The organism is Streptococcus suis (assembly GCF_019794615.1).
GTDB classification, from domain to species: Bacteria; Bacillota; Bacilli; order Lactobacillales; family Streptococcaceae; genus Streptococcus; species Streptococcus suis_AI.
Genome location: NZ_JAIMDU010000045.1, coordinates 1 through 15,589, shown reverse-complemented (window position 1 = coordinate 15,589; position 15,589 = coordinate 1). Strand labels below are relative to the sequence as shown.

At 42.4% G+C, this 15,589-nt stretch carries 14 protein-coding genes; all 14 read right to left on the bottom strand.

Annotation, left to right across the window (positions count from 1 at the left end):
• Positions 1-186 precede the first annotated feature (186 nt).
• On the bottom strand, positions 187-789 hold the full coding sequence (locus K6V43_RS10395) for a hypothetical protein (RefSeq protein WP_024411247.1): 603 nt from the start codon (positions 787-789) through the stop codon (positions 187-189).
• 225 nt (positions 790-1,014) lie between these two features.
• On the bottom strand, positions 1,015-1,914 hold the full coding sequence (locus K6V43_RS10390) for an AraC family transcriptional regulator (RefSeq protein WP_222383022.1): 900 nt from the start codon (positions 1,912-1,914) through the stop codon (positions 1,015-1,017).
• 525 nt (positions 1,915-2,439) lie between these two features.
• Positions 2,440-3,102: a relaxase family protein gene (locus K6V43_RS10385; RefSeq protein ID WP_002909884.1), complete on the bottom strand. Its 663-nt coding sequence runs from the start codon at positions 3,100-3,102 to the stop codon at positions 2,440-2,442.
• 312 nt (positions 3,103-3,414) lie between these two features.
• Positions 3,415-4,602 (bottom strand): tetracycline efflux MFS transporter Tet(40), encoded by a 1,188-nt coding sequence (tet(40), locus tag K6V43_RS10380; protein WP_222383021.1) that lies wholly within the window; start codon positions 4,600-4,602, stop codon positions 3,415-3,417.
• Positions 4,603-4,652: 50 nt separating this feature from the next.
• A complete protein-coding gene (tet(O/W/32/O), locus tag K6V43_RS10375) occupies positions 4,653-6,572 on the bottom strand; it encodes a tetracycline resistance ribosomal protection mosaic protein Tet(O/W/32/O) (protein WP_222383020.1) in 1,920 nt (639 codons plus the stop codon).
• A 366-nt stretch (positions 6,573-6,938) separates the two neighbouring features.
• The gene (locus K6V43_RS10370; RefSeq protein ID WP_222383019.1) at positions 6,939-7,313 is read right to left on the bottom strand and encodes a TnpV protein; all 375 of its coding nucleotides are present in this window, start codon (positions 7,311-7,313) and stop codon (positions 6,939-6,941) included.
• Positions 7,314-7,364: 51 nt separating this feature from the next.
• Positions 7,365-7,562, bottom strand: coding sequence for a relaxase/mobilization nuclease domain-containing protein (locus K6V43_RS11725; protein WP_024407616.1), 198 nt, complete (start codon positions 7,560-7,562; stop codon positions 7,365-7,367).
• Between the two features lie 18 nt (positions 7,563-7,580).
• Positions 7,581-8,933 carry a recombinase family protein gene (locus K6V43_RS10360; protein ID WP_222383023.1) on the bottom strand — a complete coding sequence of 451 codons (1,353 nt, stop codon included), beginning with the start codon at positions 8,931-8,933 and terminating at the stop codon, positions 7,581-7,583.
• Entirely contained in the window at positions 8,836-10,077 is a 1,242-nt protein-coding gene (locus K6V43_RS10355; protein WP_024412678.1) for a recombinase family protein, read from the bottom strand. The genes K6V43_RS10360 and K6V43_RS10355 overlap by 98 nt, the downstream gene beginning before the upstream one ends.
• Before the next feature lie 223 nt (positions 10,078-10,300).
• Positions 10,301-11,770 (bottom strand): LysM peptidoglycan-binding domain-containing protein, encoded by a 1,470-nt coding sequence (locus tag K6V43_RS10350; protein ID WP_222383018.1) that lies wholly within the window; start codon positions 11,768-11,770, stop codon positions 10,301-10,303.
• 6 nt (positions 11,771-11,776) lie between these two features.
• On the bottom strand, positions 11,777-12,172 hold the full coding sequence (locus K6V43_RS10345; protein WP_018374757.1) for a phage holin family protein: 396 nt from the start codon (positions 12,170-12,172) through the stop codon (positions 11,777-11,779).
• Positions 12,150-12,518 (bottom strand): hypothetical protein, encoded by a 369-nt coding sequence (locus tag K6V43_RS10340; protein ID WP_222383016.1) that lies wholly within the window; start codon positions 12,516-12,518, stop codon positions 12,150-12,152. Before K6V43_RS10340 ends, K6V43_RS10345 begins: the two co-directional genes overlap by 23 nt.
• 5 nt (positions 12,519-12,523) lie before the next feature.
• Positions 12,524-12,730 carry a hypothetical protein gene (locus K6V43_RS10335; protein ID WP_222383014.1) on the bottom strand — a complete coding sequence of 69 codons (207 nt, stop codon included), beginning with the start codon at positions 12,728-12,730 and terminating at the stop codon, positions 12,524-12,526.
• A gap of 12 nt (positions 12,731-12,742) precedes the next feature.
• A partial coding sequence (locus tag K6V43_RS10330; RefSeq protein ID WP_222383012.1) for a gp58-like family protein occupies positions 12,743-15,589 on the bottom strand: 2,847 nt, incomplete at its 5' end.

Sequence of the window (15,589 nt, the reverse complement as noted above, 5' to 3'; positions counted from 1 at the left end):
GATACTTACCCACCATAAAGCAAAAAGCCTTGCAACAAAGGCTTTTCATTATCCCTTTCGTTCCAAGGTTTCTAGGCTTTTACGAGCAGTGCGACACACTCGACGTGTGCTGAGAGCTTTCTTCTATACTAATAGACGAAAGGGATTGAAAGTTATTTTAGAATGATACTGTGGAACGGAATTTATTTACTCTTCTTTATAGTAATTACAGCAGCTATCACATAAAAATGGATAGTCATAATCACTAGGTGTACCAAAATCATAGCCGCCACAACGCTCACAGCCTGTCACCTCATTTATTTCTCCACAGTTCAAACACTTTCCTCTGTCAGTAAAAGCTTCGTCAATACATATCCAATACTCTCCACACTCTTGACATGGTAAATCTAAAATTGGATAAGAACCACCGTCTTTAATAATGGAATATTCGGAACTTCCCACCAAATCCTTATAGTCTATAAAATCACTATTTATTATATCAACCATTTTACTACCTAATCTAGACAGTTCGTGCTCTGAAACACCATCCATCTGGACCGGCATATAAGTACCTTGAAACTCATCGAATTCAACCTCTCCATTAGTATAGGACACTCTTCCAATTGATTCTGAACTTGAACTTCCATCTTTTTTATACTTTAAATATAGGAAACTTTCGGATCCTTCATAGGCGTTAATATCTGTATCAGCCTCAAAACTAATTAACTGACCATCTATTTTGTTTTCAATTTCGAATACAACACTATTTGAATTAAAATTCTTTAGTTCAGTATAATCGCTGAAATTCAAATACTCACTGAATCGGAAGGATTCTTCAATCGAATCATAAAGTCGACTAATATCTTATGACCTCCAAATTGTTCTACAATTTGATTCTACCACAAAAACGCAAAAAAGGCTGTAACCACAGTGGGTTCCCACTGTCGTCACAGCCTTTCTTTACTCTATAAATCTACCTCAGTTCCTTGCAGGAAGCGAACCGCGATTTCGCCTTTAAGTCCTATCGAGATATCGTTAAAAGGTATCAGATAGATTAACTGGTATTTTTTTAGCTTTAGTTATCGGAATCCAAAGCTCCATTTTATAATCTTTACTATCCATATCACCTTCATAATAATATTCAAAGTCAGGTTTTCCTGAATGAACATAACCATGCTCAGGGAAGAAAACTTCCAACGCATATTTCCATCCGTTATGAATACAATCCGGAACAGATCCTATTAATTCTACAACAGCATACTCCGCTTCTTCCACTTCCAAAACATCTAAGCCTATGCTTCTTGCTTTATCCACATCATTAACAATATAGCCTGCCATATAGCTAATTGTATTGGATTCTAAAACATCATGATTATCAAGGTTTAATACATCGTGGCAAACCCCAACAGATTCTCCTGTCCCAAATTTTGAGATTTCTTCATGGCTAACCTTAGAAAACAATTTCCCCCATATACCTGAACATAATGATGAATTGATGCTATTTTCATTGATCCCTGCAACTGTAAATGCTTTTTTCTTTTGAATTGTAATATTCATACTTCTTCCTCCTCTTACACTGAGTGATAATTGCACTCGTGATACTAATTTGAATGGTTTCCCGTTTCTTACCTCTGAAGGAGTAAATCCATGAAAATTCTTAAAAGCTGTTCCAAACGAATCCGATGACTCATATCCGAATTTGAAGGCAACATCAATAATCTTTTCGTCCGTATCTCTTAAAATAACGGCTGCTTCCGTCAATCTTCTGCTTCTTAAATATTCTGAGAGCGTTGTTTCGGTCAGAATAGAAAACAAGCGACTAAACATCGAGTACGAATATCCGGATAGCTGTGCTACTTTCTTTTCGTCAATTTCATCATCAAGAACTGTTTCAAGATAATCAATCGTATTGTTAAACGACTTGATAATATTCACTTCGATCCCCCTTTTCATTCGGTTTATTTTAGTATAGAGGAAGATTTCTTTTCCTACCCTACAATATCCGTACAAGTTTTATAGGTTTTATCTCTTAGAAACTTATAGTTTGCTAAGTTCGATAAACTTAGATTTTTCATAGTCCTATTTCAGCGTAAATTTTCTCTATGAATGGTGCTTTATAAGCAATATAGCTTTCTATATCGTTTGGGTAAAATTTTGCCGATAACGATTTGATACTGTTCATTCATCATTTTACCACAAAAACGCAAAAAAGGCTGTAACCACAATGGTTTCCCCCTGTAGTTACAGCCTTTGCAGACCATACCGCCCCAAAACAGGTACAACTTCAAGCCCTCATATCTAAAAAAACTGTTCTTACTTTCCTCAAGCTCCCGGATCTTCTGCTTCATCACGCTCGTAAGTGTATCAGACTGCTTCTCAAGAAGCTTTGTAGCCCTCTGTATAGCCTCTATATTCGCCTGTAACGCCTTTCTAACCTCTTGGACGGTGTTTTCCTTAACCTCATCTTTCAGGCTCCCAATCTCGCCCGATATAGCGTCTTGAAGCAATTCGTTGCTGTTCTTCAGCAGCTCTACGCTCTGCTTCAGCTCGCTGATGAGCTTCCTGTTCTGCTCTGCGTCTCTCTGCCTGTTCTGCTCTGCCCTCACTTGTTCTTGATTTGACTGCTTCATCAATTCCTCGCAGTTCTCGCTCGACATCGCCAACGCTTCTTTGAGCAGACTGTTTTCCAGCTCTGTCCGGCTCTGTCGGTTTAACTCTTGAAGCTGCTCTCTTGGACTGCTCTGCTTCTGCTGTTCGTGCATTTCTCTCAAACTCATGCTCCATACTCTCCTTTCCAAAATCCATATTGTAGTATTTTTCCAGCTTGTTATCCCTGATTTTACAAGCCTTTTCTCCTGCCTGTTCCCTGGCTAAGTCGGTATATGTGATGTACTTGTGGCTGTCCTGCCAGTCCACCCCGTACCCTCTTTCATTCATCAGCCGGATAAAGGTTTCCCGGCTGGTCGCTGTTTCCTTACAATCCAGCACCGCAAGGGCAATATCCTGCACATAGCTTTTGACCTTTCCCTGCTCTGCCTGTTTCAAAAGCTGGTAGGTGTCTTTGCTCCATGCCACCGTTTCTTCCCGGACTTCTCCAGCAAATGTCTTTCCTTTCTCCGGCACATGCAAGCCCTGTTCCCAGCTCTGCTCGTTGCACCGTTCCTTTAAGTCTTTAAGGTCGTGCTTACTCAGAGGGGAATTTAGGGTATAACAAAATAACCCACCCGAATATCGTTTTTTTTATTTGGTGAGTTTGTTCTTTCAAATACGAAACAAATGCTCATGTACGGTAAAGTATCACAAGAAAATTATGTCGAATTGACAGCCGCCTCCGCTATACCGAATAAGGAAATAAAGAGTCCTCAAATTTTGCGCTACTAAATGAAGACGAGCGGAAGTAATCTCCCGCTCGTCAGTAAACTTAACTATGCCATATCAATCCCGCTTCTTTCCCGCCACCGGCACTAAGAACAGCGCGGGCAACAGCAGGAAAGCGGTACAGACCAGCCCCACAATAGGCCCGCCGATGATCTGCCCGAAAGAGTCCAGCTGTCCGCTGGTGGAAAAGACTGTGGCGCGCATTTTCTCATCCACATGGTCGTTCATCCAGGCGGCCAGCACAGGCTCCTTGATGGTGCGCATAAGCCCCGCCAGCAGGAACACCAACAACATGAACCAAAAGCTCCGCCCCACCGCGAAGAGAACCAGGCACAGGATATACCCGGCGCTGGTGGACATGACCACACTGGTTCGGCTGACAGTCCCTTTTTTCTCCATGCGGGCGATGAGCAACTGAGAAGCCAGAATACCTAAGCCGTTGCCGATAAGACTGATAACACCGAACCAAGTGACGCTGTTCAGCGGCCCGATAACGGGTATTACCGTGTCATCCAGAAAATGAGCGGTGGAGAGCCGGTCAAAGCCTTCACTGGCAAGTCCCCCGCATAGTGTGATTGCTAAGAGCGCCAGCAACACAGGTGCGCCTTTCACAAAGCCCAGGTTGAGCTTGAACAGGCAGACAAAGTCTTTAAGCAAGCCCTGCCGTTCCTCAATAGCAGGGGAGAAGTTGGTTTCTGGCATGATGCGAACCATCACCAGCCCCAACAACAAGCACAAACTGCCCCCCAAGATGACAGGCATTTGCAGGTTTATGTTTCCCAGCAGTGTGCCCAGCACCACGCCCAGAACGCCGCCGATTTGCCCCATTTGACTGCCCCGCAGGAACACCTTGTCTATGGGTTTGTCCTCTTCCTCCGAGGCAATCCACGCCTCCAGAGCGCCGGTGATGAAGGTATCACCGCAACCCCAGACAACCTGGGCCAGCAGAACCGGCGCGAACCACGGTAGCGCACCCTCCATCAGAAAGCCCAGGCCGTAGAGGAACATTCCAATCAGCACCGAGCGCCGACGGCTATACAAATCCGCCACCACACCGGTGGGTATCTCGAACAGAAAGCAGGAGGTCTCCAGAACCGTCCCTACCAGGACAAGCTGGAAAGCATCCAGCTGCACCACCTCCAGGTGGTACACGATGGAAAGCACTGTGGACATAGAAACCGCCAGGGAACAGACAAATCGGAACAGCAGGTAGACAGAATATGCCTTTGAATTTTTAGCAAACATGAAGTTACATTCTCCTTTCAAATCTCATTTTATATGACTTTTGCAAGCTGTTAAGCTAACTTGTGGAACATATGCCGAACCTTATCTATACGGCTATTCGGGCGGCGGGGTTGGCAAATAAATTTACCAATAGCTGGCTGGTATCCTTTTAACTCTGTCAAGCAGACTCCCTGCCCATTTGTGAAATTAGTTAAATCGTTCCTGTATTCTTGAATACATCTAGCAGGGATTTCTCCTTTCAGAATGACCTCGTCATTCTTTATCTGAGTACTTACAATATCTGCACAATACCTTGGAGCATCATGATACGCCCGTGAGAGATATTCCTGCGGTGCATAAATTTCAAAGTGGAGATATGGCTCTAATAGTTCTGTCCCTGCTTTTTTTAAAGCCTGCTCCAATACGATAGGGGAAAGCAGCCGAAAGTCTGCGGGGGTACTTACAGGACTATAATACAATCCATATTCAAAACAGATTTTACAGTCTGTCACTTTCCATCCATACAGCCCCTGCTCGCAGCCATAAAGAACCCCCTCCATAACCGCATTTTGGAACGATTGATTTAAATATCCAAGTGAAACTCTGCTTTCATACTGCACTCCGCTTCCAATAGGGAGCGGCTCTATGGACAACCCGACAGAAGCCCAGAAAGGATTTGGCGGGACTTCTATGTGGATGGTATATTCTGCTTTTCTAAGCGGTCTTTCCAGATAAATAACCGAAGGCTCTTTCATAGCCACGCCCACATGATATTTTTCTTCTAATAGCGAACAAATAACTTCTAACTGTACTTTTCCCAAAAAAGATAACATAATCTCATGTGTAACAGTATCAATGTCAAAATGCAAAAGAGGGTCTGTATCAGCAATCTCTGCGAGGGCATTTAACAGGGCTTCCCTTTGCTCCGGCTTTTGCGGCTCTACCGTTGTCCGAAGTAATGGCATGGGATTATCAATCCGTGTTTTATGAGGCAGGAGTTTTTCATTTCCTAGAATGTCGTTCAGTTTCAAAGTATCATCAGCTAAAATAACAATTTCTCCCGGATAAGAGGTGTCTGTCCGAACAATTTCCCCTTTGGATGGAATACGCATCTCTGTGATTTTCAGCTTTTCTCTCCCGGCCAGGGCCACCGTATCCCGCAGGCGCAGCGTTCCGCTGTATAGCCGTAGATAGACACGCCGCTGGCCGCAATCTGTATACTCCACCTTGAAAACGTTGCCGCATAGGGCGGCGCTCCCCTGTTCCCCAATCGGTTGGAACAGCCCTGTCACCGCATCCATCAACGGTTGAATGCCAAGGCCCTTTTTGGCGCTGCCATAATAGACCGGGAACAGGGAGGCGTCTTGAACCCGCCGCTGTTCCTCCCGCACAAGTTTTTCCCGGCTGATTGGTTCTCCTGCGATATACTTTTCCAATAATTTATCGTTATTTTCGATGACCGCATCCCATGCTTCTATGTCGGTATTTTCCTCCAGGACTATTTCCGGGGACAGCGACACCGTCTGCTTGATGATAATATCGGCGGAGAGCTTATCCCGAACAGACTGAACCACGCTCTGCAAATCAACGCCAGCCTGGTCGATCTTGTTGATAAAGATAACGGTGGGAATGTTCATTTTCCGCAGGGCATGGAACAGAATACGGGTCTGGGCCTGCACGCCATCTTTAGCGGAGATCACCAAGATGGCCCCATCTAAAACAGCCAAAGAGCGGTACACCTCCGCCAAAAAATCCATATGGCCTGGCGTATCTATAATGTTGACTTTTACATCCTCCCACTGAAAAGATGTCACTGCTGTCTGGATAGTGATTCCCCTTTGACGCTCCAAATTCATTGTATCTGTCCTTGTTGTGCCTTTATCTACGCTCCCTGGTTCTGCAATTGCACCACTGGTATACAATAAACTCTCCGTTAATGTTGTCTTTCCTGCGTCAACGTGAGCCAGAATGCCTAAGTTAATTATTTTCATGTGATTTTCCTCCTATCAACACCCAAAAAAGGGCATAAAAATACCCAGTGATAAATACTCCTATCACTGGGTAAATAACTCCAATAGCCCCAAAACACTTATATGTTTTCGGGCATATAAAATTACATGATAAAAGTATTCTTAAACTGGGTACAAAAAACTAAGCCCCATATTAAAAGTGAAACGGGACTGCTACTTTTTGTTCCCACTATCAAATTGACAGTTTATTTAAGAATACCTTGCCGCATATTTATTAACTCCTTGTATAATACTGAATCTAATTATATTCCTTAACCCTTTATTTGTCAAGCTGACAAACTAAAGCAGAAAAAGCGGCAGGATTTCCCCCTGCCACTAATCATCTGTTTATGCAAAAATAATTTCCTTTTCCACAATCTCCCTCGCACAAGCCCTTATGTTATTGAGGCATCCTGTCCATTCTAAGGCGTTTTCTGCCTTTAGCTGTTCCGTTATGCCCTGTGCCTGTTTCATACCCTCTATGAGCCTTTCAAAGCGTTCCTGTGCCTGTCTGTTGATGTCGGCAAGGTAGGCGTTTAGCCTGCCGCTTGTAAGAAGATTGGTGTATGTAACTTTACGGTACTGTTTTAGATAATCTAAATGCCGTTGCCCCCAGATGCCTATTGCCTGTTCTTCTTCGGCGGGTACAGTTAAGCACGGTATCAAATAATCCCCTTGCCTTTCGTATTTGTCGCCCAGTTCCTCAAATAATGATTTTGCCATTGTCTGTTACCTCCACATTCTTTTTTATTTTGAATGTCCGCAAAATCCGTCCTACATCCATTGGAGCTTATGACCGTTCTCATAATTTACGGAATTGACAATAAAGTGCGTGTGTATATGCCCCTTGTCTATATGCGTGGCTATCAGAACTTCATGCCCTTTCCATGCCTTTGTATGCTCTGCCAGCTCGACAGCGTTCTTGTGAGCCTGCTCCGGGGTTATTTCCTCGTCCTCATGGTAGGATTGCACATAATGCTTACGTTTGCTTTATAAATCTACCTCAGTTCCTTCCAGTAAACAAACGGTTATTTCACCATCAAGTCCTATCCTGATATGGTCTAGCACTCGGCACATATCTGAGGGGTTGAAGTCTATCTGCTCCTGCCTAAGCAGGTCACTCAATGCCATGCTGTAGTGCTTATCCAGTAGGCGATTCTCTGCTAAGATTTTCTCCCACTTGCCATCAAGCAAATCAATGTTCTCGCTTAGTAGCTCTAATGCCTTTAGAAAAATCTGCTCGAGTGTCGCCTCATCCAAATGGCTACTGTAACACCCTTCAACACCCTTTATGCGATAGCGGTTGTTACATTGCCAAACTTTACGTTTCCCTCGGCTGGTTGCCCAATTCTTCCGTCCAAAGGCTGACCCGCAGGCTCCGCAGAACACCTTGGTGGTAAATGGGTTGGCCTCACTCTGCATGATATAAGATTTGAGCTGATGCTCATCTCGGTAGGTTTTGCGTCTAGCCATTTCCAGTTGAACAGTCTCCCAAGTCTCCTCATCAATAATGGCCTCATGGCTATTTTCTACATAGTATTGGTTAACCTGACCGTCATTTTGAACTCGTTTCTTAGTCAGAAAATCAACGGTAAAAGTCTTTTGCAATAAGGCATCACCCTTGTACTTTTCATTTTGAAGCATTTTCTGTATAGCACTTGGATACCAATTTGCCTTTCCTGTCCAACCAGGTATTTCATTGTCATTCAAATACTTAGCAATGGATTCAGGACTGTACCCCTCTAAGAATTTCTCGTATATGAATTTAACAGTTTCAGCTTGCTGAGGGTTAATGATAAGCCTACCATTCTCATCCTTGTCATAACCCATGAACTTTGTGGTATTCACGCGCACCTCACCACGTTCAAACTTTTTACGAATTCCCCACGTCGCATTCTCTGAGATCGAGCGTGACTCATCCTGTGCTAAGGAAGAAAGGATTGTAAGGAGAACTTCACCTTTGGAATCTAGGCTGTCAATATTCTCCTTCTCAAAAGTCACACCAACACCAAGTTCTTTCAACTCTCGGACGTATTTTATACAATCAAGGGTGTTTCTTGCAAAGCGACTGATCGACTTTACCAAAATCCTATCCACCTTACCAGCCCTACAATCTTGTATCAAGCGGTTAAAAGCATCACGTTTTTTGGTATTAGTTGCTGAGATGCCCTCATCCGCATAGATGTCAACTAACTCATAGTCCTCGTGTTTGGAGATATAATCTCGGTAATAATTAACTTGGTTTTCATAACTTGATAGCTGTTCGTCTTGGTCGGTGGACACTCGGCAATATGCGGCTACATTGACTTTCTTTCTGACCTGATGTTGAACGCTGGTCTGCACTTTCTTGGCCGGAATAACTGTAATACTTTTCCCCATCTCTATCCCTTTCTATCACTTTTACTGGCGAGGTTACTGTCCAATTTGAGATATCTACTTCTGGCACACGCATCCCTTGACAAGCTGCTTTTCCTTCCTTAATGTATTTGGAACAGCACCAAACAATTTTTTTCTTGTAAGAAACTTGTCTCTTTAGAGTCGAACCACAATGCTGACACTTTAATAACCCCGTAAATTTATAGGTTTTGTTTCTACCTTGTTGCCATCTTCTACTGTTTAGTTTTACCTGGACTGCTTGCCAATCTTCCATTGAAATAATAGCTTCATGATTATCCTCTATCAGGTATTGTTCGAGTTCCCCCTGATTCAATTTTTTAGGACCATTCACACCATCGTGAAAATACTTCTGCAATAAGACCGAACCGTTGTATTTTTCATTGCTTAACATTTGACGGATTGTGGTGTCATGCCATTTAGCACCTGTAACCGTCGCAACTCCCTTTTCATTTAACAGTTTGGCAATACGATGAGTACCATACCCTTCAAGGTAAAGTGCAAATATTTTTCTGACTATCAAAGCTTCTTCTGGATTGATAATCAACTCACCATTCTCGTCTATATCATATCCTAAGAATCGCTTGGTGTTAATGACTAGCTCTCCTCGTTGAAACTTCTTTTGAAATGCCCAACGTTGATTGCCACTCATACTCCTCAACTCGTCCTCAGCAATACTAGCTAATACTGAAAGCATCACTTCCCCTTCACTAGAAAGGGTATGAATGTTTTGTTCCTCAAAGAAAATGTCTACTCCTATTGCCTTCAGTTCACGACTAATTTCAAGAACTGTAACCGTGTTTCTAGCAAATCGAGCAATTGACTTGGTATGAATAATATCAATCATACCTTTACGACAATTTTCAATCATGGCTTGAAAATTTGGACGATTATCCTTAGAACCAGATATACCTCTGTCATGATAAACACCTACAAAATCAATATCGTCTCTATTGGAATACAGGTTTTCAAAATAATGTTTCTGATTTTCTAACGATTCTAACTGACTTCCATTAGTCGTCGAAACTCGAATGTAGGCACAGATCCTCTGCTTGTGTTTTTGTTTATTGACTCTAATCTTTTTTACGGACATTTACTCTCCTTCCTATGTAATGGCACACTATATATCACTCTAAAGGGAAAATAAGTCAAGTTATCAGACAAACTAATTCGACCTGATAAATTTATGCCAAAGTTCATGGAATACAAATATTCCTCCTACCTTACTAGGTAGGTTTGGGAGTAATTTTTCCGCACTTATTGAAAAAAAAAGCAAAAAAATAAAGCCTGATGTTCCCACCAGGCTTAAGACTTAATTATGATATTCTAAACCAACCTACAACTTTACCGAGTTTAACTGTTCCAGTAGAATCGTAGAGTGAGCCATCCGCCATCCATTGCCGTTTCACACGACGAGTAATTCCACCGCCACCAATTTCTAATTGGTCATTGATACCGTTCTTATTATAGTCAGAATATCCATCAATATTCTGTTCCACACCATCAATACTTTTTCCGTCAGAATCTGTCACACAGACACCAATATGCCCATAGACCAAACCATCTGTCTCAATGACATAAAAATCACCTGCTTTAGGATTCACACCCCAAGCATCGTAGATTACTTGGAAACCATTTGATTTTGCTTTCTTCAAACAATCAATGGCATTTGTATAGGACATATTCTTGTCCGTAAGCTCTTGAACAATCTTATCCACCAAGGCAACACACTGTCCACCATAAGGGTTAGATGGAACGGTCACCTTTTGACCGACCTTGGATAATGCTGACGCAACCACACGACTGGCAACACTGGTTGGAATAGCGGTTGTTGTCCTTGAAGCTGTGTTAACCTTGAGTGTTTGCCCAACTTTCAGGATATCCGACTTCTTCAAACCATTCACCGCAAGTAGGGCATCTACTGTTAAACCAAACTTCCGAGCGATTCCATAATACGTATCGCCTTTCTGTGCTTGATAGGTCTGCTCACTATGGCCTTTAGTTGTTCCTTCTACATCCTGCTCAAGCACCCATGACTTGATTCCATCAAGTAGATAAGCTCTCTTACTGTTGGACTGGTGAATATTCTTCACTTGAAGGATTTTGTAGGTGCGCCCCTTGACCCAGTTGGCGATTTTCTGACCAGTCTGATAATGAGTCGCATGAGGCAACACCCTAAGACTATCACCAACAAGATAGATTGGTTTTGAAGGAGTTCCTGAACTCCCAGCGGTTGAACTGGGGGTCGAGGGAACTATGGTCTTGACTTCAACTCCTGTTATTGCTGACACAAGACCTCTCGCAATGTCCTCTTTCTTGTTCTCAAAAATCGCCATATCTTGTTCATTATCAATGAAGGCAATCTCCACCAAACGATAAGTGTATCCACGACTTGCTGCTTGGTTGGCATTATAGAGCCAATCTACCTTCTTAATACCACGATTTTGGAAATAACGTGAAAGAAGAGATAGAATGGCCATATCTTCCTTATCTGCTTCTAAGTAAGATTGAATCAAGACTTCTGTTCCTTTGGCACTACCATTAAAGGCATTGAAGTGCAATTCAGTAATTGAGTCGTATCCCTTACCAATACTAGTAATACTCCGATAATCATAAACATTTTGTTCGGTAATAAAATCAATCTGTTGTCCACTGTACTTAGACATTAACTTGGCTAATTCTCGAACCTTTCCTGCTTCTGTTATACCTAGTTTGGCATTCACTGCTCCAGGATCATAGTCTGTTCGCCCTTGCCCATGACCACAAATGACTAGATGTTTTCCCATATCTTCTCACCTCTCGTTGATTTGTTTTAAGATTGCTTGTAGTTTCTCAGGTATTGGTAGACCAATTCGAACGGTATTTTCTAGAATACTTAACCCCTCATTACTGAGATAAAAGAAAATGACCATGGTGCGAATGGTTCCACCTTGCTTGATAATGGCTGTATCAATCAGATGACCTAGTGAAACTAAAAATAAAATGGCTATCTTTTTAAAGATGCCACGAAAACCGATACTACTCGACAACTGTTTTTCTACAATTGCTGCAAAAATTCCTGTTAGATAGTCAATAATAATGAAGACAAGTAGGGCATATAGAATACCATCCAACTCTCCAAATAAACTACCAATCAAGCCTCCAATCATGGAAAATAAAATCTTATTAAGAGTTAACAGTTCCTTCATCAGTCACCTCACTTTCTACTGAACCTTCCTGCAGAATGGTAGGGTCTGACCAATCCGGTTGACCGTTCTCATCAAACCGCATCAGATAAAAACATTCATGGAATAAATCAGAAAGGTTCAGAGTTAATGTGGTACTACCCCACTGATTAAAAGCCCAAACTGTTTCTGTTGTAACCAACTGGCGCTTTCCATTTTTAATGGCAGGTCGCCTTACTTCTTCAAGATACATGTAAAAATCCTGCTCTGCTGTCTTACAACGAATGAACTCTCCATTCTTACGCATGTAAGCTAGAGCTGTTTCCAAATCAAATGGTTCTGTTACTTTGTCAATATTGAGTAATGCCATGATAACTATTCTCCTTTCCCTTCTTCAGGTTTTGTCTGAACTTCTAATAGCTCAGTCAATTCCTGTTTTTCTTTACGCAATAGGCTAAGTTCCTTATCCCTTTCCACCAATTGGATGGCTATGAGGTTCTTAGCGGTAATCTCATCAGATAGCTTGGAGACAAGCTCCTGGATGGTTAATTTTAATGATTGGTTGATTTGTTCTAGATTCATCTGTGAACTCCTTTATTTAATCGTATCCCATGTCAAGATGACGTCACCTCGACCTGTGATGTTTACTAAGTGTTTAAAATTGTGATTGAATTGATGAAGTACGTCTTTCAAGCTGACATAGGTTGTCCCATTTCGATAGATGCGGATATCTCCGATATTCAAAATAGAACTTGGTCGGTCAGATGCTTTAAAAGCATCAATACTCAGTCGGTTAGGCAACGTTACAATCTCCCACCCATCTGGATTGGTATATGGAGCACTAGCTAAACGTACTTTATCACCTACCACATCAATTTGGTCAGTATCAGTACCGTTCCATGCTCTAATCCCTACAAAGCCACCGTCATTGGCATTCCAGTTGTTCCATCGATTGGAACCGATAATGGTTACACCACATGGCTTGCCGTTTGAGGTACCTGTTTCAAATGAAACCCACTGGTGAGGATAACCACTAACCTCACGAGAAATGGATGGAGAGTTTGTAAAGAACTTGATGTTTCCAAGTGACAGATTGATTTTCATGGCTCCGTTGATTGCTGACAAAATACCGCCTGAAATTTTGTTGGCAGATAGGGTTACTGACTGCACTTGGGTTATAAAGGCAGATTTGGCAAATAACTGCTTGAGGTAAGCTTCTGTAGCCATAAACTTGGTAAAGAAAGCTTGGTCAACCTTTAACTTATCCGCAGTGATAGCTTCTGCTCCAATTCGAGCTGCTGAGATGATGCCTGACGTAATCTTGCCTGCATCAAGACTGGCAATCTTACCGCTCGCAATCACACCCTCTTGGATATAGGTAGTGCCTGTAATTTGAACGAGTTTTCCATCAATCTTGACTGTGCCATCCTTATTAAGATTGAGCTGACTCAGAACTGTCCCTGCACTGGTCAGATTTCGAACCGACCACGCCCCTGCAAGTGTTGAAACCTGCGTTTGAATGGCATTTACTGTGGCAGTTGTTGCTCGACTTGTTTCTAGATTGCCAACTCGTGCCACAATCCCAGTAGCCGTTTGAACAACCTGACTGATTTGATTGGTGTGATCTCCAATGGTCCGAGTGTGACTACTTACAGTATCCCGCACTTCATGAAAGGCGGTCACTGTCGTAAAGTCGTCTAATGACGGTGTCCAATAGTCTGGAAAGATATCACCAGTTGATACCATTAAAGCTCTCACATGGAACTTACCAGTTTTAACTCCATCGATTCTGACTTGAAGTTCAAAGCCTTTAGAGTGTTGGTACATCTCTTGACTGACTGTGGCGGTCAGTTTAATTAACCGATAGTTGTTACCCGTCGTCAGATTACTGCTCCATTTATTGTAGAAAGGGTGATACAAATTCCAGTTGGTCCATGTCCAAACATTTTGACTATCCAATATTGGACCTTGGAGTTTCATAGTACGAGTCGTTACCGCCGGGTCAAAGGTAATCTCATCCGCTGAGATATGAACATATAAATGCACTTTTGATCCAACATATATACCACTTCCATCTCCAAATTGCACCCTTCCTAAAGAGGCTACCCAGTTGCTATTGACATTTATCGTCTGATAAGTACCCCATCTATCCGAAGTACCAGCTATCAAATTACGATGTGAAACTGAGGTAGGGATTCTGCTTTCCGTTTGACTGATTCGTTGAGTAAAACTATCAGAGGTTGTTCTAACCAAATTCTGCACACTAGTTGTCGTCGCATAGGGTTGTAACGAACTGCTCGTAAGATAGCCACGACCCATAATATTTGAATCGACCTGTGACTTGGTTTGGTAGCCTTTTGAGTTAATTGCAGATTCAACTTGCGTACTCGTCAGTCGTTGTTCGATTTGCCCAGCCTGTGTTCGGATAGTGGTTTCCGCACTTGCTACTCGACCGCTCAAATTATTAAAATCCGTCTTTGCGACTTTCTGTGAGATGGCATCATTGGCAATAGTTAGCTCAGACTTGGTCTGACTAATCATTGTCGCATTGCTAGTTGCTTTTGAAAGGGCTGCTTCTGCCGTAGATTTCACACCGTCCACAAAGGTCTTGTCAGCTTTAAGTAAAATGGACTGGGTCGTTTGATTAATACTTGTCGTATGATTCTCAACTGTACTCTTGAGATTGTCATAGTCCATTTTAGATACTTTACTAGCCACATCACCCAACAATTGCCTGATTTGGGTTTCAGCATTCATCATTTTATTCTCAGTATGAGTAAGCTTTGTAGACAGCTGAGTTTGGCCCTCAGCTGTCTGAGTAATTAGTGTTCTGGTTTGACTGAGATCTGTGATTAAGTCTTCAGGAGCAGGTGACCAGTCAGTAGGCATAGAAGAAAGTTCAAACTTTGGTCTTCCAGCTAAGGCATTTCCTCTGACTTGCACAAAAAGATTGAGCTTTGCTACACTAACAACCGATACACCATCAGGAATACGAACCGTTCGGTATATTCGCTCGCGAGGTTGGGTTGCTGAAACAACTTTATAGCAGTTTAGATAGAGAGGATTGCCATTGGATAAAGTCAAGCGTAGCTCGCATCCTATCCTAGACTGTCCTCTTTCATCAGGCGACAGATTTTCCCCCTTGATATCAACGCTGATCGTCACAAACTTTCCTGCCTGAGCATAGTCGATAAAGTCCGAAGCACTATCTAGAAACTTACTCCCGGATGTAATATAAGTATCACTTTTTAGTATGTAATTTCGACCACCAAAATCAACTGGAATCTTAGCTACGGTCTCTCGAATCTCAGTTGTTATCCGATTCCCCAATTGCGTAATCGTTGACTCTGCAGTTTCGATTCTCTGTTTTGCTTGGTTAAAATCGCTAGTCTTTACTCGCTGAGAAATTTGGTCTGCTTGCACTTGAATCATGGATTCTGC